General features: G+C 59.2%; 25 protein-coding genes. 22 read left to right on the top strand and 3 right to left on the bottom strand.

Annotated features, from left to right (window positions below; genetic code table 11):
- From L0Z65_RS04005 to L0Z65_RS03930, 16 genes are all read left to right on the top strand, one after another.
- The gene (locus L0Z65_RS04005) at positions 1 to 186 is read left to right on the top strand and encodes a hypothetical protein (RefSeq protein WP_405110976.1); all 186 of its coding nucleotides are present in this window, start codon (positions 1 to 3) and stop codon (positions 184 to 186) included.
- Between the two features lie 5 nt (positions 187 to 191).
- Positions 192 to 524: a GPW/gp25 family protein gene (locus tag L0Z65_RS04000; RefSeq protein WP_405110973.1), complete on the top strand. Its 333-nt coding sequence runs from the start codon at positions 192 to 194 to the stop codon at positions 522 to 524.
- Positions 521 to 1528, top strand: a complete 1008-nt coding sequence (locus L0Z65_RS03995) for a baseplate J/gp47 family protein (protein ID WP_405110971.1) — start codon at positions 521 to 523, stop codon at positions 1526 to 1528. Before L0Z65_RS04000 ends, L0Z65_RS03995 begins: the two co-directional genes overlap by 4 nt.
- Positions 1521 to 2225 (top strand): phage tail protein I, encoded by a 705-nt coding sequence (locus tag L0Z65_RS03990; RefSeq protein WP_405110968.1) that lies wholly within the window; start codon positions 1521 to 1523, stop codon positions 2223 to 2225. The genes L0Z65_RS03995 and L0Z65_RS03990 overlap by 8 nt, the downstream gene beginning before the upstream one ends.
- Positions 2225 to 2839 carry a phage tail protein gene (locus tag L0Z65_RS03985; RefSeq protein ID WP_405110965.1) on the top strand — a complete coding sequence of 205 codons (615 nt, stop codon included), beginning with the start codon at positions 2225 to 2227 and terminating at the stop codon, positions 2837 to 2839. The genes L0Z65_RS03990 and L0Z65_RS03985 overlap by 1 nt, the downstream gene beginning before the upstream one ends.
- A 4-nt stretch (positions 2840 to 2843) precedes the next feature.
- Positions 2844 to 3182: a hypothetical protein gene (locus tag L0Z65_RS03980; protein ID WP_405110962.1), complete on the top strand. Its 339-nt coding sequence runs from the start codon at positions 2844 to 2846 to the stop codon at positions 3180 to 3182.
- Complete coding sequence (locus L0Z65_RS03975) at positions 3179 to 4072, top strand: hypothetical protein (RefSeq protein WP_405110959.1); 894 nt, start codon at positions 3179 to 3181, stop codon at positions 4070 to 4072. The genes L0Z65_RS03980 and L0Z65_RS03975 overlap by 4 nt, the downstream gene beginning before the upstream one ends.
- A 10-nt stretch (positions 4073 to 4082) precedes the next feature.
- On the top strand, positions 4083 to 4559 hold the full coding sequence (locus L0Z65_RS03970) for a hypothetical protein (protein ID WP_405110956.1): 477 nt from the start codon (positions 4083 to 4085) through the stop codon (positions 4557 to 4559).
- 44 nt (positions 4560 to 4603) lie between these two features.
- A complete protein-coding gene (locus tag L0Z65_RS03965; protein ID WP_405110953.1) occupies positions 4604 to 5785 on the top strand; it encodes a phage tail sheath C-terminal domain-containing protein in 1182 nt (393 codons plus the stop codon).
- An 11-nt stretch (positions 5786 to 5796) separates the two neighbouring features.
- Entirely contained in the window at positions 5797 to 6297 is a 501-nt protein-coding gene (locus tag L0Z65_RS03960; protein WP_405110950.1) for a phage major tail tube protein, read from the top strand.
- 84 nt (positions 6298 to 6381) lie between these two features.
- A complete protein-coding gene (locus L0Z65_RS03955) occupies positions 6382 to 6702 on the top strand; it encodes a phage tail assembly protein (RefSeq protein WP_405110947.1) in 321 nt (106 codons plus the stop codon).
- A 26-nt stretch (positions 6703 to 6728) separates the two neighbouring features.
- Complete coding sequence (locus tag L0Z65_RS03950) at positions 6729 to 6857, top strand: GpE family phage tail protein (protein WP_081698684.1); 129 nt, start codon at positions 6729 to 6731, stop codon at positions 6855 to 6857.
- 21 nt (positions 6858 to 6878) lie between these two features.
- Complete coding sequence (locus tag L0Z65_RS03945) at positions 6879 to 9716, top strand: phage tail tape measure protein (protein WP_405110944.1); 2838 nt, start codon at positions 6879 to 6881, stop codon at positions 9714 to 9716.
- Entirely contained in the window at positions 9716 to 10141 is a 426-nt protein-coding gene (locus L0Z65_RS03940; protein ID WP_051338946.1) for a phage tail protein, read from the top strand. The genes L0Z65_RS03945 and L0Z65_RS03940 overlap by 1 nt, the downstream gene beginning before the upstream one ends.
- Positions 10141 to 10350 (top strand): tail protein X, encoded by a 210-nt coding sequence (locus tag L0Z65_RS03935; RefSeq protein WP_260083504.1) that lies wholly within the window; start codon positions 10141 to 10143, stop codon positions 10348 to 10350. Before L0Z65_RS03940 ends, L0Z65_RS03935 begins: the two co-directional genes overlap by 1 nt.
- Positions 10347 to 11327, top strand: a complete 981-nt coding sequence (locus tag L0Z65_RS03930; RefSeq protein ID WP_405110939.1) for a contractile injection system protein, VgrG/Pvc8 family — start codon at positions 10347 to 10349, stop codon at positions 11325 to 11327. The genes L0Z65_RS03935 and L0Z65_RS03930 overlap by 4 nt, the downstream gene beginning before the upstream one ends.
- Here L0Z65_RS03930 and L0Z65_RS03925 read toward each other — a convergent pair.
- Positions 11290 to 11766 carry a thermonuclease family protein gene (locus L0Z65_RS03925; protein WP_405110937.1) on the bottom strand — a complete coding sequence of 159 codons (477 nt, stop codon included), beginning with the start codon at positions 11764 to 11766 and terminating at the stop codon, positions 11290 to 11292. The genes L0Z65_RS03930 and L0Z65_RS03925 overlap by 38 nt on opposite strands.
- A gap of 763 nt (positions 11767 to 12529) precedes the next feature.
- Here L0Z65_RS03925 and L0Z65_RS03920 point away from each other — a divergent pair.
- The 6 genes from L0Z65_RS03920 to L0Z65_RS03895 all read left to right on the top strand — a co-directional run bounded on the left by L0Z65_RS03920 (position 12530) and on the right by L0Z65_RS03895 (position 17251).
- Entirely contained in the window at positions 12530 to 12862 is a 333-nt protein-coding gene (locus L0Z65_RS03920; protein ID WP_405110934.1) for a nucleotide pyrophosphohydrolase, read from the top strand.
- A complete protein-coding gene (locus tag L0Z65_RS03915) occupies positions 12863 to 14053 on the top strand; it encodes an HNH endonuclease (RefSeq protein ID WP_405110931.1) in 1191 nt (396 codons plus the stop codon).
- Positions 14054 to 14780: 727 nt separating this feature from the next.
- On the top strand, positions 14781 to 15251 hold the full coding sequence (locus tag L0Z65_RS03910; protein WP_096789341.1) for a DUF2852 domain-containing protein: 471 nt from the start codon (positions 14781 to 14783) through the stop codon (positions 15249 to 15251).
- Between the two features lie 132 nt (positions 15252 to 15383).
- A complete protein-coding gene (locus L0Z65_RS03905; protein ID WP_024096835.1) occupies positions 15384 to 15815 on the top strand; it encodes an RDD family protein in 432 nt (143 codons plus the stop codon).
- Positions 15816 to 16041: 226 nt separating this feature from the next.
- Entirely contained in the window at positions 16042 to 16863 is an 822-nt protein-coding gene (locus L0Z65_RS03900; RefSeq protein ID WP_096873151.1) for an arginyltransferase, read from the top strand.
- Between the two features lie 4 nt (positions 16864 to 16867).
- Positions 16868 to 17251 carry a VOC family protein gene (locus tag L0Z65_RS03895; protein WP_405110927.1) on the top strand — a complete coding sequence of 128 codons (384 nt, stop codon included), beginning with the start codon at positions 16868 to 16870 and terminating at the stop codon, positions 17249 to 17251.
- 147 nt (positions 17252 to 17398) lie between these two features.
- Here the strand turns inward: L0Z65_RS03895 and L0Z65_RS03890 are convergent, their stop codons facing one another.
- The gene (locus L0Z65_RS03890; protein WP_405110924.1) at positions 17399 to 19756 is read right to left on the bottom strand and encodes a TRAP transporter large permease subunit; all 2358 of its coding nucleotides are present in this window, start codon (positions 19754 to 19756) and stop codon (positions 17399 to 17401) included.
- A 16-nt stretch (positions 19757 to 19772) separates the two neighbouring features.
- Complete coding sequence (locus L0Z65_RS03885; protein ID WP_096871608.1) at positions 19773 to 20699, bottom strand: TRAP transporter small permease subunit; 927 nt, start codon at positions 20697 to 20699, stop codon at positions 19773 to 19775.
- Positions 20700 to 20879 lie beyond the last annotated feature (180 nt).

Raw genomic sequence — 20879 nt, 5'->3', positions numbered from 1 at the left:
ATGCCATTGAAACTGGACTATGTGACCACCGCCGCAGGCTGGACGGCTGGCGAATGGCGCCCCAAAGGCGCGCCTTTGCAACTGACCGCAGCCCAGGCGCAATATGAGAATGTTACCCTGGCGGATGAGGCCCCGAAACCCGCTGCCAAATCAGGCGCAGGCAAGCCGGAGCGTGCCAAGTCGTGACCGGTATGAGCCGACATAGCGGGCGGGCGTTGCAGGGCGACGGGCATCTTGCCCAGTCGATCCACGACATCCTGACCACTCCAAAGGGGTCAACGGTGATGCTGCGGGACTACGGATCGGACCTGCCCTTCATCATCGACCAGCCCCTGAACGGGGACACCCTTATTGACGTCTACCAGGCCACTGCCGAGGCGCTGGCCCTCTGGGAGCCGCGCATCACGCTTGCACGGGTACAGGTCACCGAGGCGCGCCCCGGCTATGCGGTTCTGGAACTGAGCGACCCCGACGGCAACCTGTTGCCCCTGCCCGTGGATCTGTCACCGGAGGCCAGTCAATGAGCCACTTTACTGCCATCGACCACAGCAAGCTTCCTGCGCCGGAAATCCTGCGCTCGGTCGGCTTTGACGTACTGTTCGCCGATATGAAGGCAGAGGCGATCCGCCTGGAGCCGGAGCTGGCACCATTCCTTCAGCTTGAAAGCGAGCCGGTCACCAAACTGATCCGCGTCTTTGCCTATTACCGACTGCTGGATCGTTTGGAGTTTAACGACGATGCGCGCGGCCTGCTGCTGGCGCTTTCTACCGGTGCAACACTGGATCACCTCGGTGTCTTCTGGGGCGTTGAGCGTCTGACCATTCAAGAGGCCGACGACAGCCCCATTCCGCCGATCCCTGAGCTGAAGGAAAGCGACGACGCATTCCGCCACCGCATCCAGCTATCTATGGAAGGTCGCAGCACCGCCGGGCCGCGCGGCTCCTACATCTACTGGGCGCTGTCAGCAGCGGGCGGCATCAAAGACGTGGACGTGGCTGCGCCCATCTTTACGCGCCTGCAAGTCGCGCCCGAACTGGCTTCGCAATTGCCTGACGGTGCCCTGGTGCTGGGCGTTCTGGATGATGCCGGTCTGGTGGACCCGATGCCGGGTGACGTGGCCATTACGGTATTGAGCCAAACCGGCGACGGCAGCGCTTCAAACGAGGTTTTAAGTGCCGTTGAAACCTCTGTGAACGCCGAAGACGTCCGCCCCGTCACCGACAACCCGCGCCCGCGCAGCGCTGGTATTCCACGCTATCAGATCACCGCGGAATTGTTCCTGAAGGACGGCCCCGATCGCGCCTTGGTTTTGACCACCGCGCAAGCCTCACTGGCCGATTACATCAACCGCAATCACCGGCTTGGCCACGACATCACGCGCGGCGCAATCTATGCCGCGCTGTTTGTCGAAGGTGTGCAGCGCGTGAATCTCATCAGCCCTGCCGCCGACATCGAGGTCGGAGACTGGCAAGCGGCCTATTGCGCGCCCGAAGACGTGTCCCTGACCGTTGGGGGCCACCATGTCTGACCAGCCGTCCATCCTGCCACCAAACAGCACATCGCTGGAGCGGTCCTTGGAGCGGCTGATCCAAAGCACACGCCCGGATCTGTCGCCCGTCGCCACGCTGATGAACCCCGATACCTGCCCCGCCGATTTGCTGGGCTGGTTGGCCTGGGCGTTCTCCGTGGATGTTTGGGAGCCGTCCTGGGATGAGGCGACCAAACGCCGGGTGATCAAGGCCGCGCTCGAGGTTCACCGTCGCAAGGGCACGGTCACAGCGCTGCGCCGCGTTTTGGAGGGCATCGTCGGTCAAATCAGCATTGCTGAGCCGCGCAATGACGCGCGCCTTGCGCCCCATGCCTTCGCGCTGTCCCTTGCCCCCAATCAGGGGCTGCAAGCCGCCAGCTATGCGGAGCTGATCCGTGTTGTTGAGAGCGTGAAACCCGTGCGGTCACGCCTGAACGCAATCCGCGTCACCAGATCCGCTGTAACCACGTTCTACAAGGCCACCGCCCTACACAGCGGAACGCATCTGCGCGTCGGCATCCGTTTTGGCCTGAAGGTCGCGCCCACCTACCGGACCATCGGTGCGGCACTGCACCAGGTCAAGCGCACCGAGATCCGCCCGGCACGGCCCAGCATTGCCGTCGCACCTGCCCAGCTCTTGCGCGGCACCGCCGCCCACATCACCGCCAAAACCACCATTCAACCGAGGTCAATCTGATGGCGAATTTTTCCGGCACAGTCACCACCGCCGCAGGCGACAACCTGCAAGCCAAGGCTCAGATCGGTCAGCCCCTGGAGTTCACCCGCGTTGCCCTGGGCGACGGCGCAGAACCGGCAGAGATCAAGCCACTGAATGCCCTGGTCAATGAACGGCTGTCGCTTGGCATCCAGTCGATGGAGGTTCTGGGCGATGGCACATCGCGCATCCGCGCCTTTGTCACCAATCAAGGGCTGGCCGAGGGGTTCTATATCCGCGAGCTGGGCGTGTTCGCCCGCGATCCGGCGACCGGTGATGAACAGCTTTATGGCTACACCCACGCTGCCGATACGCCGGATTTTATGCCCGCTGAAGGCGGCGCAACCGTGATCGAACAAACCTTCGATCTGATCACCGTGATTGGCCAGGCCCAGACCGTCACGGCCCAGATTAATAAGCTGCTGACCCTCGCCACCAAACAAGATCTGGACGCGCTGGACCCCCGCCTGTTGCCCGAAGGCGCGCCGACACCGGGGGCCATGCTGCAAGGCGGCCCAGACGGCAGCGCCCAATGGGTGCCGCGCTCTGACGCGCTGTCCGACGCCGAACACCTCGCCATGATTGCAGGAGCCTGAACCCATGAGCATCATCCCAAACCGTTTTCTGGCGCATGTCACGCAAGCCGGTGTCGCCATGCCGCCAGTTCCGGCGGATCACACCCGCCATATTGCCACCATCCAGACCAGCAATGACGCGGCATCCGGTGTCATTCTGACCTGCGAAATCGACGCGGGCGGCGAGACCTACAAGGTGACGCCCGCCCAGACCATCACCGAAGGCGACGCCCGCGCCAGTATCGTCGGCCCCGGAACCCTCCTGGCCGGTGACGTGCTGCGCTTTGTTGCCAGCGACGATGCCGCCCTTGATATCTGGGTCAGCTATCACGACCGTCCGGTGGCAGAGGCGGTGCCCGCATGAGACGTGTTGTCGGACATGACGGCGCGCTGAGCAGCCCGCTGTTGTCGCTGGGCGGCGCGGGTCAGGCTGCGGGCGGCGGTAGCATAGGTGCGGCGACCGGCCTCTTTCGGCGGCGGCTGTCTCTTTCGAGCATTGTTGGTAGCCCAAGCCTCGGCGTCCTGAAGGGCATCTGTGTCATCCCAGACGCTACCGGAGGCGGCAAATTGATCGTGTCATCGGAGGATACCGGCGGTGCCCTCATCGTCTATGATATCCAAAACTGGGAAGATCTTTCGGATCCTGCCAATTCGGTTGTGAGCCATGGACAAGTCTCGCCCGGAAACCGAACGATGGTTGCCGCCGCTGATGGATCGCATTTTGCATTTTTCGGATCTGCCTCTCCGATCAAAGTGTACCGGCTGACCACCCCTTGGGACGTCAACACGATGGTGTTGGACTGGTCCGTGGGAAATCCGATTTCACATGCCAGCAAATATGCCTGTTTTGCCCGCGACGGCAGCTACTTGCTGCGTTTCCGCCAAGAGACCGGGTCACCGGATTACATCAGCTATCTCGACAAGTGGGACGCCGCCACCCCTTGGGATTTCTCCGGCATTGACGCCGCGACCCCCGATCAAAGCGTGCTTGTGCCCAGCGAGATAAAGAACAACGGCGGTGCCGGAATTTTCATGCCAGCGGACGATGAGCTGTGCTGTTTCAATTCGTCAGACGTCGGTCTCGGTTACGGGGTGCAGACCCTGAGATTTGGCACCAATGGCGACTTGGACACGCTGACCTATCAGGGGCAGCGCCCGGATCCGCATAACTCCAGCAGCGAACAATTCGCCTATGCCCCTGACCGAACGCTCTGGCTGGTTGAGAACCGGGGCTACCTCACCGAGCAATATTAAGGAGGCCATTGTGAGCCAATACACGCTGAATGGCGCGCGTCCCGCGTCTCTTCCTAAAAAACTGCGCCTGCCCAATGGTCGCTGGCGGACTGCCCCCTACACCGAGGCGGATCTGACGGCTGCGGGATACGCACCGGCCCCGGCCAAGCCCACCTATGATCCGGCCGCCGAGCGGCTGGACTGGCAGGATGGTGATTGGACGGTTGAGCCATTGCCGCCCCGCGATCCGGTCTACCGTTCCCTGACCAAGCTGGAAGCCATGACCCTGTTTCGGCACGTCACCGGCATGGATGACGCAGGCGAGCTGGCCATGCGGGAAGATCCGGCAATCAAGCTGCTGTGGATGAAATGGGAAACCGACGTTCCCCAAAGCATCCACCGCGACAATCCGGTTGTTGAACACTTCCTCAGTGGCCTGATCGCCGAAGGCTACGCCACCGCCGAACACAAGGCCGCCATGCTGGCCGCCTGGCCGGTCGAGGGCTGATCACATGGCCCATTCTTCCCGAACCAAACCAAAGGAGGCTCACAATGCCTGAAATGTTTCTTCACGGGGTCGAAGTTGTTCGCATTGACGACGGCCTCCGCCCGATCCGCTCGGCCAAAAGCTCCGTTATCGGGCTTGTCGGCACCGCGCCCGATGCACCCCTCGGCTTTCCCCGTAACAAGCCGGTCCACCTGAAAGGCCCGCGCCACGCCAGTGAGCTGGGCGTCGGCGGCACCCTGCGCGATGCCTATCTGGCGGCCTATCAAAACGGCGCAACCGAGGTGGTCGTGGTGGCCGCTCCGGAGGGGGAAAACGCGGCTGCAACCAAGGCCAATGTGGTTGGCGATCCGACCACCGGAACCGGCGTCTTTGCCCTGGAACATGCCCGCAGCGTTTTGGACATGACCCCCCGGATCACGGCGGCACCTGGTTTCACTTCTGGCCTGCCCGGTGAGGGCGTCAATCCGGTTGTGTCCAATCTCATTAGCCTGGCGGAAAAGACCCGCGCCGTGGTGCTGAAGGACGGCCCCAACACCACCGAAGAGGACGCGAAGTTGGACCGGCAGAATTACGGCTCCGACCGTCTGTTCATCATCGACCCAGCGGTGACCGCGTTTGACACCGACAGCCAAAGCAACGTAACACGCCCCGCCTCTGGATATGTCGCAGGGCTGATTGCCAAGAACGACGTCAAAAACGGTTATTGGCAATGGCCCTCCAATCAGGTCATGCTTGGACTGAATGGCACCGCCCGCCCGGTCGGTTTCCACATCAACTCGGCGGCAACCGAAGCCAATCGGATGAACGAGGCCGAGGTCGCCACGATTGTCCGCAATAAGGGTTTCCGTCTCTGGGGTAACCGGGGCACCTCGGCAGATGCGCAATGGGCGTTCATGTCGGTTGTGCGGACCGCCGACATCGTGGCCCAGAGCATCGCCGAAGCCCATGATTGGGCCATGGACCGCCCGCTGTCGGCGCAGCTCATCATGGATATTCGCGATGGTGTTCTGGCCTTTGGCCGGGGTCTGGTACTCCGCCAGGCTCTGCTGGGTTTCAATTGCTGGATGGACCCGGAACTGAACACCGAGGCCACCCTGAAGGCGGGCAAACTGTATCTGGATTACGACCTGGAGCCGCCCGCCCCACTGGAACACCTGATTTTCCGGGGCCACCGCAATGGCGCCTATTACGACGATCTTGTTTCCGGCGTGAAACAGGCAGCATAGGAGGCTGAACGATGATCCAATACCCCCGCAAAATCCGCAATTTCGGCGCGTTCGTGGACGGGCGCAGCTATTGCGGGCGCGTCACCGAAGGCAAGCTGCCGGAATTGAAACTCCAACTTGCCAATCATCGCGGCGCAGGCATGGACGGCACCGTTGCCCAGGACATGGGCACTGAGGCGATGCGCTGTGAGCTGACGCTGGCGGAATGGCCGCCGGAGCTGATCAAGATGTTTGGCACGCGCAAGCGGCTGACACTACGCCCCGGCGCGATGGGTGAAGAAGACTTTTCCTCTAACACCTATGTCGCCACCGTTGGCGGTCTATTCGCTGTCACCAATTTTGCCGACCTCAAGCCCGGTTCTGACGTACCAATGAAGCTCACGCTTGAAGCCGACTATTTCCGCCTGTTGCACGATGGCGAAGAACTGTTCGAGATCGACGTGCGCGCGGGCAAGCGCGTCATCGGTGGCGTTGATCAATTGGCGGCCCTTCGCGCCTCAATGGGCCTTTAAAGCAGCATTTGAAACACCTTGAACACCCCCGCAGGGCGGCTCATCCGCCCTGCCCTCTCTCCTACTTTTTTGAAAGCCTGACCCATGAGCCAAACCCAAAAACTCAACGCTGTCACCCTATCCTCGCCCGTTACCATCGACGGCGAAAAGGTCACCGAAATCATCCTGCGGCGTCCCTCGCCTGGGGAACTGCGCGGCCTGTCGATGGTGGATATCCTGCGGATGGAAGTGGACGCCATGTTCAAACTGCTGCCCCGCATCACCCAGCCGCCGCTGTCGCCTCTGCAATTGTCCTCGGAACTGGAGCCGGAGGACTTCACCGAACTGGCGACGAAAACCCTGCTTTTTTTCGCGAAGAAAGAGCAGTTGGAGGGGCAGCTTCTGGAACTGGAGGCGACCCCCTGAAACTGCCCGAATTTGTAGAGGACGCGATGGCGGATATCGCCCTCGTGTTCCACTGGCCCCCCGATGTGATGGACAGCATGAGCATCGAGGAGCTGGCCATGTGGCGGGAAAAAGCGCGCGAGCGATCCGAGGCCCAGAACGGCGCGCAGCAATAGGCTGATATTGGAGTGGGTGGCATGGCCACAGGCGATCTGAACATTGCCCTGATCTTGAAACTGGTTGACCAGGTGTCGGCCCCGGCGCGGCAGGCAACTTCGGCGCTGGACAAGATCGGCCACGTCACCGAACAGACCGGGCGCCGTGGTGTGGAATGGGCCAATCAGCAGCTTGAAGCCAACAAGGCGCGCCGCTCTGCCCTGCAAGGCGAGGTTCTGGGGCTAGCCGCATTGGGCGGCACCCTGCTTGGCTTGACCGAACCCGCCATTCAGGCCGAACGGCGTTTGGCCGAGGTGTCCAAGGTGGTGTCATTCAAGGACGCCAATGGGCTGAATATCCTGCAAACGCAGATCCGCGAATTGGTGACCTCTGGCGGGTTGGCCGCCACCGCCGAAGGCATGACCGATATCATCGCCGCCGCTGGTCGGATGGGCGTCGTAGATGAAAACCTGCCCGATGATGAAAAACGCCGCCAGTTGCTGGAATTTGCCACCGACGCTGCCAAGATGAGTGCCGCCTTTGGCATCACCGCCGATGAGGCCGGAACGGCGCTGGCACGGTGGCGTCAGAACCTGAAACTGACCCACACGGAAGCCATGGTCCTGGGCGATACCGTAAACCTGCTCGGCAATACGATGGCGACCAGCGAGGCCGACATTCTGGCCGTGATCAACCGGCAAGGCACCGTTGCCAAATCCGCCGGTCTTGCCGCCGATGAAATCGCCGCGCTTAGCGCCACATTGCTGGCCGCAGGCGCGGCCCCGGAAGTGGCCGCAACGGGGCTGAAGAACTTCACCAACGCGCTGACCCGTGGCAGCAATGTCACCAAACGCCAGAAAGCCGTCTATAAGGCCCTCGGCCTGGACCCCGTTCAACTCGCAAAAGACATGCAAGACGATGCAACCGGCGCCATCCTGAAGGTGATCAAGTCGTTTGACAGCGTCCCGGTTCATCAGCGCAATTCGATGGTCGGCATTCTCTTTGGTGAGGAAGCCAAGGGCGCAATCACCCCTCTGATCACCAATGTCGAAATGCTGGAAACCGCCTTCGCTAAGGCCACCGACACCGCAAGCCTCCTAGGGCTGATGGAGGAAGAATATAGCCGACAGGCGGCCACCACCTTTGTACAGCGCCAGCGCCTTCTGGAGTTCGCCAAGGGGCTGGCCGTTGTCGTCGGCACTGTCGTTCTGCCACAGATGAATGAACTGATGGCCACGCTGATGCCGATTGTGGCTGCGATGACGGATTGGGCCGCTGCCCACCCCGCTCTGATCAACGGCGTGATGAAAGCGGCACTCGCATTGTTCAGCCTGCGGGTCGCATCCATTGCCCTGCGCTGGTCGCTGTTCTCGATCCTGCCGGTGTTCCTGCACATCATCCGGGCGGGCAGCGGTTTCCTGATGTTGGCGCCACTTCTGGCGCGTGGATTGCTGGCGCTGTTGAACCCGTTAAAGCTGGTGCGCGGTGCGTTAATTGCGATCCGTTGGGCGTTTCTGGCCACCGGCATTGGCGCGCTCCTGGCCGGTGTCGCGATGGCGGGTATCTGGATCTACAACAACTGGTCCGGCCTTGGCGCATTCTTTACCGGATTCTGGGACGGGTTCCGTGCCGCCCTTGGTCCTGCCGCGCCAATGTTGGACGAAATCATCCAGGCCGCGCGTGATCTTTGGGAGTGGTTTAGCAATCTCCTGGGGCCGCTGGACGCCAGCCGCGACGCCTGGACGTCCTGGGGCATCGATGCCGGGGCCGCGCTTGGTCAAATGGTGGCCTCGCTGTTTGAATGGGACGGCAGCTTAGGCCGGGTCATTGCCTCAGCCGCAGCCCTCTATGCGGGTTTTGCCGCGTTGCGCCTGATCTGGTGGCTGCCCATGGCTCCCATCTTCGCAGCGGGCAAACTGCTGATGTGGGTCGGCAAAGGTCCGCTGTTGTTGCTGCTGCGCGGGGTCAAACTGCTGAGTGGTGCCTTTGTCCGCCTTGGCGCTCTGGCCATGGCCAATCCCATTGGCCTGGTCATCGCAGCCGTCGCCGCACTTGCCTATGTCGTCTATGACAATTGGGACAAGATCGTCGGCGCGGTCATCGAGAAAATAGAACTGGTGCGCGCGGCCTTTGATGAGGGGCTGATCAAAGGCGTGTTCAAGCTGCTGGCGGAGTTCAACCCCTTCACCCTTGCGATAGAGGGCGCCATCGGGCTGGTTGCCTATGTCATGGAGCTGTTGGGCGTCCCGCAGCAGATCATTGCCAAGTTCAAAGAAATCTCTCTCTTTGCCAGCGGTGTCACGTTGATGAAATCGCTCTGGGACGGCATGGCCTCAATCGTGGACCAAGCAGTGACCTTCATCACAAACAAGCTGGCCAATCTCAAGCCCCAATGGCTTACGGATCTGCAAGCCTGGGCCAGCGGCGATAGCCCCACCGCCAAGGCAGCGACCGGCGACGGGCGTGAACGCTCGCCTAAAGCGCATCCCCTGAGTGGGCAGCGAGACGCGGGCGGGCCGGTGCGCGCAGGGATGCCCTATCTGGTCGGGGAACGCAGCGCCGAGATCTTTGTGCCTGGCGTATCCGGCAGCATCCTGCCCACGCGGGTTCTGAAGGCGGCAATGGCGGCGACCTCGCTGTCGATCCCGGCGGCCGCCGTCGCAGGCCCCGGTGAAATCCAGCGCCAGATTGATCCGCGCCCGGCTCTGTCCACGCAGGCCGCCGCACCGCAGATCACCCGCCAGGGCGATACGATCAATATCACCATCGCCCCGCCGCAGGGCACCGATGAGGCCGCAATCGCGCGGATGGTGATGCAAGAGTTAAACAAACGGGAAAGCGCGCGCCGCGCCGACCTGCATGACGGGTTGGATTACTGATGTTGAGCATGGTCATGATGGCCCTTGGCGGCTTTCGCTTTGGTATGGGCGGGGATTCCTATCAGCAGTTTGCCCGCACCGCCGCTTACCGCTGGGAAAAGGTGAATCGGATCGGACGTGCCCCGGCCCTACAGTTCACCGGGCCGGACGCCGAGGAGCTGCGGCTTGAAGGGGTGATTTACCCCCATTTCAAAGGCGGTTTACGACAGGTGGAAATGATGCGGTTGCAAGCCAAAGTGGCCAAACCGATGATGATGGTCGATGGCCTCGGTTGGGTCTGGGACCGCTGGGTGATCACCCATGTTGAGGAACGCAAAAGCGTCTTTCTGGCCGATGGTGCCCCGCGCAAGATTGAGTTCTCGCTAACCCTGCAAGCCTATGGCCAGGACAACGGCGTCCTGTCCTCATTCCTTGGGGGGCTGTGATGCAGACCTACCGCACCAGCGAGGGCGATATGATCGACGAGATCTGCAAGGATCACTATGGCCGCGAGGACATGACCGTTGCCGTCTATGAGGCCAATCCGGGGCTGGCGCGGCTGGGCCCCATCCTCCCCAAGGGCATGCTGATCACCCTGCCCGATCCGGCCCCAGCCACTGTCCGTAAGCCGCTGCGCCTGTGGGGCACGTCATGAAAGTCGCCTATCAAATTATCGCTGATGGTGAGGACGTCACAGGCAATTTTGCCGACCGGCTGATTGGCCTGACCGTCATTGATGAGGCGGGCAGCAAATCCGACCGCGCAGAGATCACGGTGGACGACCGCGACTATGCCATCGCCCTGCCTAAAACCGGCGCCGCGTTGCAAATCTCGCTTGGCTTCACCGGCGATCTGGTGGAAATCGGGCGCTTTGTGGTTGATGAGCTGAGCGGCAGCATTGCGCCGGATATCATGACCATCGGTGCCAAGGCCGCAGATATGCTGAGCGGTATCCGGGCACGCAAATCCCGGTCCTGGCGCAACGTCTCCCTTGCCGACATCGTGACCAAGATCGCGGGCGAACACGGGCTGAAACCGGTGATCAGCGACAGCCTGAAAGCCCACCGCTATGCCTATCTTGCGCAAACCACCGAAAGCGACCTCAACTTCCTGACCCGTCTGGCCAAGGATCTGGACGCCGTCGCCAAGCCAGCGGGCGGCGCCCTGGTTGTCGCCAAACGCGGGGAGAACAAAGCCGCAGATGGCTCTGCCCTGCCGGTGTTTGAGGTGAACCGCGCACAGATGTCGTCTTGCGATTGGCAACTGAAAGGGCGCGGCAAATATGGTTGTGTCATCGTGGAATGGACCGACCTTGGCAGCGCTGAGATCCGCACCTGCAAGGCCGGAGACAAAGACCCCAAGCTGAAGCTGCGCCATCGTTACCCGAACGAGGCAGAGGCACAGCGCGCCGCCGACGCCGCCCTATCCCGCACCGCCCGCGCCAGCGGATCTGTCAATGTTCAGCTCGGCGGCTTCTGGGGTGATCTGATGGCCGAGGCCAAGGTCAACCTGACCGGCATCAAGCCCGAACTAGAAGGCGAATGGTTGATCACCAGCGTCACCCACCGCCTCGGCACCACACTCACAACCAGTCTCAAAGCAGAACGCGACAACGAGAAGGCCAAGAAATAGATCTCGCGCTGAGATCAGCCCTCACGGTACCGAACCGCTTCAACGGCAGTAAGAAGCACGGCGTATTCGGGACTTCGCAGCTAAGCGTCTCCAAGTGACGATATCGACCACCAGAATAGCGGCGGCAGTCGAGCGCGTGGCCTGCAGCGATAACCGCTGCCCCAATATCTTGGCCTTCAGCATAGCAGACACCAATGTAGCGATCATAAGAACGTTCGCCGTTCAGGCTGCATTCAACGCTCTTACCCGAAAGGAAGTTGACCATCCAACGCCTAGCGTCCTTCCCGGCTCTCGTTTTCAACTCTGGCGCATCTACGCCCTGTAGTCGAACTGGTGTTCCGTCAACCACGATCGTGTCAGCATCTCGCACCCGTAGCCCAGCAGCCAAAGCGGGAATTGAAACCACAAGAGCGAGCGCCACGGCAATTGCAGGTCTCATAGCGACCGCACTGGATACTCTCATTCTGCTACGCCCTAATGTTCGAAACTGTTGCCCTTTCCGTAGCATCGAACGCAGCCGAGGACAGCCTAAAGTTGCTGCCACCGCTCCCATCCTGACTTGATATGGGTCAGTTTAATGCCGCACGATCCATGCAATTTATAGGTGATTCATTTTCCGGGGGGAAACCATGCGCAAATTTCTGAACATTCTGGCAGTTTTCGCTGTCATTGGTGTTGGGGACATCGCAGTTGCGGCTGATCTCAACCACAGCATGTCGGATCTACAAGAAAGTACCAACCCAGCAGCCTACACAGCGGCAACTTGGGAGCGCCTTCGTGCGCTTGGCATCGACACTGAGGCAACGATCTGGAATGCCGCCTGCTGTAAGACATGCCGCAAGGGGAAAGCCTGTGGAAACTCTTGTATCAGTCGCAGCAAAACTTGTCGTAAGGGCCGTGGGTGCGCTTGTGATGGATGAGATAAGCCCTTTTTCTTCAGGAATCATGGGGCATAGTAAAGCAGCTCGCAGCCTCAAGCTGACCATGATCCTCTGTGCGAATTTACTGTAGCCGACGGTTGCCGCTTAGGTTGCGAACTCACACATTGCGGACAACGCTGGCTTCGGTACACATATGCTAACGAGGGCGACAATGGCTTGTTGCAGATCTTCCAAAAGGGGTATCGTTCAACACGGAAAGAACAGTCTTGCACTCGGGTTATTTTTGAAACCCTATCATCAGTAGTAGTTGGATCAAGCCAAATGCAATCAGTCACAGAACGTCTGAAAAAATTCCGCGATGAACGGGACTGGGATCAATTCCATACGCCGAAGGACTTGGCATTATCAATCTCAGTTGAGGCTTCGGAACTCTTGGAGGTATTTCAATGGAGGCCTGAAGCCGCACCAGTGGACGAACGAATGAAGCGTGCAATTGAAAGTGAAGTTGCGGACATTTTCTCGTATCTACTGCTTTTTTGCGACAAAACCGGCATCGACCTCGTCGAAGCCACTAACAAGAAGATCGATGCAAACCAACAGCGTTTCCCCGCTGACGTTAGCAGGGGAATTGCCAAACCCAAAAAAGAGGTATGAATGCTCAAGGGTGATCAAGCGGCATTTGAGGTCTTTGCAAAGTGGCGAGACGCACCAGCCAATGCTTTTGGCAGCAAGAATAATCCGGGTGTCATATCTGAGCAGGACAAAGCTCGCTATACTCTGATCCACGATGAGCTAGTTGAAGCGGCTGAGGCTGCAAGATCAAGCCTACCGGTGCCAGAGACCGTTGAGATTAAGCGCATGAACTTCTCTCCGCAGTATGGAGCGAGGGGGCATCGGCCCGTGGATGTTTGGGTCTCGCTTTGCGGTACTGGATCGGAGGAATTTGCCCGAATGCCACAGATCTATGCAATTGCATCTGAACGCGGTCTCGAAATGGGCTTAGCCATAAGCATTAGCGAAAATGACTACCACGATCTGGCGGTCAAGACCCGGAACAGGACGATTGTCCCTCTCATAAATCGAAAGCTACCACTTCCTGAGGACGAGAGGGCTGTTGAGCTTTCGGATTATCTGGAACGCGAAGGTGGTTGGCACTTTAATTCGAAAGCGCGTCTATCCCCCGGAGAAGACGGGTTCGATGAATGGACTTCGCTGACTGATCTCATAGAAACAACAAAAATCTCCGGCACTGACAAAGGCGGCGGCTCTATATGCAAGTTCTTCTCATTGGAGGGGCTAGAGAGCCTGTCCTTGGATGAAGAGTTTAGCCGTATGGCAAATGCCTTTCATCCTATTCTAATGGGTTGCTTGCCAAACTCTTGGGACACACAACTTGTTGCGACGCATAGGAAAGTAGATGAGTTAAGTGATGAGGTTACATTCGATCCGAGCGACTTGACAGACGCGCGGGACAAAGTGCTGAGGGAGATTGCACAACGACGAGGGCAGAAAAAATTTAGGCAAGCTCTGTTAAAGGCATACGATGGTGCATGCGCAATAAGCCAAACTAGGGTTGAACCCGTCCTGGAGGCCGCGCACATCACTCCATATCTTGGAGAATATACGAACCACATCACCAACGGACTGCTGCTACGGAATGATTTACATACGTTGTTCGATCTCCACCTAATCAAGATAAATCCGACGTCGAGCAAAGTTGAGATTTCATCGACGCTTGCTGCGACACCATACTGGGACTACCACAATCGCAGATTATCCCTACCTCACAAGGCAACAGATCGCCCGAGCTATTTGGCACTAGAGGAGCACTATAACGCCAGCTAACTGAACTAGTTTTTCTGATTTGTTGTCGCATACCCAGCGAACTTCTGCTTGCCGTCCTCTTGATCTCTTTCAGTACTAACGACGAGCTTAGGACTGCCGTTTTTCGCGGCAGACTAAGCGAATCTCCGCTGTCGGGGAACGGGCCAAACTTAGCAAAGTTAACTATCTGCGCATGTACGCTCCGGTCGGCTGGCAACACCCGCGTTGTGATCGCAAATGCGTACATGACTGGGAGGATAGCCTGTGCACCATGTAGATCCGCAACGTCGTGCTTTGGCTTCGCAACGTAGCATCCACCATCTTGGACTGGATACTAGTTCAAAAATGTTTGCTGCAACTTGAAGTGTCTGAGTTTGCAAACGGAAGTGTCCCGCTACAGCGGGGATAATAAGCGCATTTAAAAGAAAATAGCGCACTGGAACGGCTTCATCCTGTAAAACACGTAGCATGCTAGGGCGCGACACAGGAAGTCGGGGCAAAGTTAGGCTGCAACAACAAGACGATTGCTGCAACTTGAAGTGTCCGAGTTTGCAAACGGAAGTGTCCCGCTACACTCAGAAAAAACTAAATTTCAAATTAAAATCATACGCTTAAACAAAATCAAAACCCATTATGTGAAAAAGATTTACATCGAGCCTTGAAACCGAGCACGGGGACTCCGATATTCCATAATGTGAAGCGCATTTACATAGACGCCACACCTTGCAACGTTAACCTGGAGACCCCGATGACGAGTTATACCTCAACCGCCCCGCAGCCGTCCGAACAGGGCTGGTTTTCCCGCAGTGAATCCTGGCTCGACAGCAAGGGCAAGGGCGCCTGGATCGCAGCGATGGTCCTTGGCTTCGTGTTTTTCTGGCCGGTTGGCCTGGCCCTCTTGTTTTACATGATCTGGAGCAAGCGTATGTTCTCAAAATCCTGCAGCACTCGTCGTAAATCCTGGGCTCGCCATGGCATGTCGGCGATGACCCCGTCTGGCAACAGCGCCTTTGACGCCTACAAGGCCGATACATTGCAGCGCCTGGAGCAGGAACAGCATGATTTTGAGGCCTTCCTGCAGCGCCTGCGCGCCGCGAAGGACAAATCCGAATTTGATGAGTTCATGCATGAGCGCGCGCTGCAGAACGATGATGAGGCTATCGAACTCGACGATGAAGATGACGACGATAGCAGCTCCCGTCGCAGCAAGCGTCACTGACCTCCCTCCCCCCAGCCTCGCCCCATCCGGGGAGGGGCACCTACCGTTGCCAAAACCGCTGCCGTTTCTCGCAGGCCGCAGATCCATCCCCCACCCCCCATCCCCCCGAAGTAAAGCCAGAAGGAGGCTGTGATGACCGCCCTGCCCGACCCCGACTATCAGGCCGATTTCTACCAGTTTGTTGCCTCAAAGCGCCTGTTCGCCTGGCTGATCGACAGCGTCTTGATCACGCTTCTGGCCAGTGTCGCGGTGGTTTTCACCGCCTTTACCGGGCTGTTCATCTGGCCTCTGCTCTATCTGGTCATCGGCTTCATCTACCGCGCGGTCACCATCGCCGCAGGCTCCGCCACCTGGGGGATGGTCATCGCGGGAATTGAGTTGCGGGACCTCTCAGGGCGCAAGCTTGATGGTCAGGGCGCGTTGTTGCATACCGCCGGTTACTCGATCTCGATGGCCTTCCCTGTGCTGCAGGTGATCTCCATCCTGATGATGCTGATGTCAGCGCGCGGTCAGGGGCTGACGGATGCGGTGCTCGGCACGGTGATGCTGAACCGGCGCAGGTAATCCGCAACCAAAGCCCCAAGACGCAGCCCTGGATAGGGCGTCGAACAGATCCCAAAATCTGTAAACCTTAATCGGAACTGGCCCCTTGGCGCATGGCGGCGGCGTTGCTATCATCGACATCAACCTAGTGGCCAGAGTGCCCCGTTCTGTCAGCGCACCCGCATTGCAGCGCCCGCGCGACATCGGGGCCTTTTGCGCCAAGACCAAACGGACACCCACCCGCCTGATGCGCCATACTCTGCCGATTGCCCCACAGTTCTACGTGACTGCGCCGCAGCCCTGCCCCTATCTGGCAGATCGGATGGAGCGTAAGCTGTTCACTGCGCTTCAGGGCGACGGGGTTGAGCAGTTGAACAACAGCCTGTCACAACAGGGCTTTCGCCGCTCGCAGAATGTGCTTTATCGGCCCTCCTGCTCGGACTGCTCTGCCTGCCTGTCGGCCCGGATTAATGTCGCTGACTTCAAGGCCAGCCGGGGGCAGAAGCGAACTCTGAAGCGCAATTCCGGGCTGGAGCGGCGCGCCACCTCGCCCTGGGCAACAGAAGATCAATATGCGCTGTTTCGCACCTATCTGGACAGCCGCCATGCCGATGGCGGGATGGCTGATATGGATGTCTTTGAATATGCGGCCATGATCGAAGAAACACCGATCCGCAGCCGGGTGGTGGAATACAACGACCGTGAGACCAATGCCCTCACCGCTGTATCGCTCACCGATGTTCTCGAAGACGGGCTGAGCATGGTCTATTCTTTCTACCAACCCGATCTGCCACAGAATTCGCTCGGCACCTTCATGATCCTAGATCATATCGAAATCGCACGTGAGGCCGGGTTGCCATATGTCTACCTCGGCTATTGGGTCCCGGGCAGCGCCAAGATGGGCTACAAGGCAAAATTCACCGGGCTTGAGGTCTATCACCGGGGGGCCTGGCAGCCGATGACTGATCCCGACGCTTTCGATGACACGGCACATCCCCTGTCGACCGATCCGATTGCGGAACAGGTCGCCAATATCCACCTGCCGGATTCGCGCAACCACAGCAGGTAGTCCAGTGCAAACCCTCCACGCCGTCACCCTTGTCGTGCCCGACTACGACTCGGCGATTGCCTTTTATTGCGGGACGCTTGGCTGGCAACTGGCCGAGGACATTGACCAGGGGCGCAAACGTTGGGTGCGGATCCTGCCGCCCGGCGCCAGCGTGGGCAGCCTCATTCTGGCACGCGCAGACAACACCGCGCAGCAGGCTGCTATTGGCAACCAATTTGGTGGACGCGTCGGATTGTTCCTGAGCACAGATGATTTCGTCCGCGATCACGCGGCCATGCTGGCCGCAGGGGTCAGGTTCGAGGAGGCACCTCGCCGCGAACCCTATGGCACCGTCGCAGTCTGGCGCGATCCTTTCGGCAATCGCTGGGATCTGCTTCAGCTTACCTGAGCAAACGCGCGCCCCTCGTCTGGCCTGAAATATCCCGGGGAGAATGCGCCCATGGCGCAGAGGGGCAGCGCCCATGCACCGCGCCCTTTGGCATGAAAAAAGGGCCCTCCGTCTGGAGGGCCCTTTGATGTGGCGATTGAGGCAGGATCAGTTCGGCATCAGCGCCGGAACAATGGTCACAATCGATGGGAACATCCACAGGATGCCCAGACCCACCACCTGGATCAGCACAAAGGGCAGGATCCCGCGGTAGATATGGCCGGTGGTGACCTCCTTCGGTGCGACCCCGCGCAGATAGAAGAGCGCAAATCCGAAGGGCGGCGTCAGGAACGACGTCTGGAGATTCACCGCCACCATGATGGTCACCCATTTCGGATCAAACGACCCGCCATAGATCACCGGCCCCACAATGGGGATCACGATGTAGATGATCTCAAGGAAGTCGAGCACGAAGCCCAGGATGAACAGCACCACCATCACAATGAGGAAAACCTTCAGCTCACTGTCAAAGCTCTTAAGGAACTGCTGGATATAATGCTCCCCACCAAAGGAGATCACCACCAGGTTCAACAGTTGCGAGCCGATCAGAATGGTGAACACCATCGATGTCACCTTGGCGGTTTCGCGCACCACAGGTGTGAGGACGCCGCCCTTGAACAACACCCAGCACCCATAAAGCAGACCAAACAGCGCAAAGAGATAGGCGCCATAGGCCACGCCAAAGGCGATGACCGTTTCGGCCGACACACCGCTCTGACCGTTGATGCGCAGATCGAAATTCACGCCAACCAGAATACAGATGGCCACTGCAAAGGTTGCCCAGATGATGATCTTACCGGATTTACCCTGATCCTGAAGCTTGCGGTAGGCCGCCAGCATAATGGCACCACCGGCCCCCAGTGCCGCAGCCGGCGTCGGGTTGGTGATACCGCCCAGAATGGACCCCAGCACCGCGACAATCAGGATCAGCGGCGGAAAGACCACCCGGATCAAATCGTTTTTGGCACTGCGCCCCGCAGCGACCCTGCAGCCGTAAAGAGCAAGAAGCGTCGGCAGCGCAATCAGCACAACGGTGACACCCGGGCTGGTGGTCGGAGCAATCGCCACAACATCTACCAACGCGATCAGCAGAACGCCAATTGCGCCAAGGATCAGCGGCTTGGGATCGGCCGAGGGCGAAACACCACGCCCCACCGCCAGAACCAGCCCCATCAGAACCATCAGCACGGTCAGACCGGTGCCAATTGGCGCTGCGGCGTCAATCTTGGCGATCTTGGCAGCTTCCAGCTCTTCCTCTGTCAGCTTGGTTGCCTGGGTCACGCCGCCAGCCGCATCAATGGCGTCCTGTTCGACCACTGCTGCATCCCAGGCTTCCTGACCATGCAGATCAATCATCGCGGCCTTACAGTCATCACCAACGTTCGTGCGCAGTGCTGCGGTCTGACCTGCATCAGAGAAGGTAGAGACATTGATGTTCTGGCTGCCGATCAGATTGATCTGGCCAAGCAGCATAGCACCCGCAATCAACGCAACCGGCACACCAAGGAACCAGGTCAGGCCTTCCCCACGGGTGATTGGCTCGCCGGTGCCGCCTTCCAGAACCACCGCAGGGGCTTTTTCCGGATTCAGCAGTGCATAGCCAAAGGCATAAAGTGCATAGAGCAACGCCAGCATGATGCCCGGCAACAGGGCTGCCTGAAACAGCGTGCCAACCGACACAACCGCGGGCTCCCCCAGATAGGTCAGCGCATCAGAGCAGCCAAATTCCTGCGCTCGGGCTTCTTGCGCGGTGGAGTAGAGATCCCCCGCCAGCGTGCCCAATAGAACGATCACGATGGACGGCGGAATGATCTGGCCAAGTGTGCCAGAGGCCGCAATCACACCAGTCGCCAGTTCCGGCGAATAGTTGTTGCGCAACATGGTTGGCAGCGCCAGCAGGCCCATGGTCACAACAGTTGCGCCCACGATCCCTGTTGAGGCAGCGAGGAAGGCGCCCACAACCACAATCGACACCGCCAGACCGCCGGGCAGCGGGCCAAAGACGCGCGCCATGGTGGTCAGAAGGTCGTTGGCGATCTTGGAACGTTCCAGGGTGATTCCCATCAGAACAAACATGAGAACCGCCAGCAGGGTCTCAATCGACGCCCCCGCCAGAACCCGTTCGTTCATCCGGTTCACAATGAAGGAGACATTGCGGTCCATCGCAACTTCCCAGCCTTGCGGGAAGACGGCCTCGGCGACGCGTGGCAGATCGGGGTATCGGAAGACCGACACAGAATCCGGCTTCACGCCGGAATTCACCAGATCCCGATAGACCTGCGACGAGGTGTCGATGGCCTGATGAACAAGGATCCCGGCGCTGTCCAGTGCCGCAATGATCCCAAAGGAGATGACCCCGGCTCCGCCGATGGCAAAGGCCACCGGAAAGCCGGAAAGAATACCGCCAAAAAGGCAGAAGAAGACAATGATCAGGCCGATTTCAACGCCATCAAGTCCGAATAGCATGGGGGCTGTCCCTTATTTAATGCGCGCCTTCATAGGCTTCTTCACCTTCACCAAGGCTGTCCTTGTCGAGGTGTTTGTTCTCACTGCCGGGCCCTTCCACAAACTCAAGGAAGGAGCGGTAGAAAAACGCGATGGCATGCAGGAAGACGATACCGGCGAAGACCACCAGCAGGATCTTGAACAGGAAATACCCGTTGAACCCATTGGGGCTGAAGCCGATGGTTTCCACGTTCCAGCGCAGGGCCCGTGATTTCATCACCAGCCGGTCCAGAGTGTCAGAGGCGGAGGGTTTGGGCACGATCAGGTGGCGCCACAGGAAGAACCAGCCATACATCCACGTCAGCACTGCGGCAGGCATCATGAAGATCAGCGATCCCAGCATGTCCACCACCCGCTTGGCGCGGAAGCTGATACCGGAATAGATCAGATCGACCCGCACATGGCCGCCCTGCACAAACGTGTAGGTCACGCAAAGACAGACGACCAAAGCATTGTAAAGCTTCAGTTCTTCTGCAAACCAGCTGATGTCTTTTTCCAGCGCGATGCCCAGACCAAAGCTCATGTCCGGGCGTGCAAACACCCGCTGCATGAACACGATCACGATCTGCTGCAGCACCATCAGCAGGCCTGCCCAGGCAAACAGACGCCCCAGCGTGTTGGCAAAGCCCTCCAGCCCGCGCACGACACCCCACATAATGGAATGGCGATAGATGCCGACAGCCGTCAGCACCAGAAACGCGGTAAACACCACAAAGAAGAACTCAACCGACCCGCCATAGTAGACAAACCGCATGACGGAGGCCTTGTCGGACCAATCGAGCCAGAGCTGCGGGTTGGCGACGGCATAGCCGAAGTTATAAAAGGCGCCCGCAATGTTCTGAACCAGCCAGATCAGGCCGCCCAGTAAGGCTCCAAAAAAGGAAACGCCACTTTCGTCCTGCATTTTTCCCTCGAATAAATGCGTGCAGCGCGGGCCGTTTGATTGTCATCTTCGGGATAAAATCAGGCGCGCACGGATCGTTGGACCCGATGGGCATAGATGGCTGCGGCCATCCCTGCCGAGCTGCAATTGCGAAAGGATCCCCCGCCGCTGCGGAGGATCCGATTGAAACCGCTCGAAGAG

Source organism: Phaeobacter sp. BS52 (assembly GCF_045040595.1).
GTDB classification, from domain to species: Bacteria; Pseudomonadota; Alphaproteobacteria; order Rhodobacterales; family Rhodobacteraceae; genus Phaeobacter; species Phaeobacter piscinae.
This window is presented reverse-complemented; position numbering and strand designations above follow the sequence as displayed.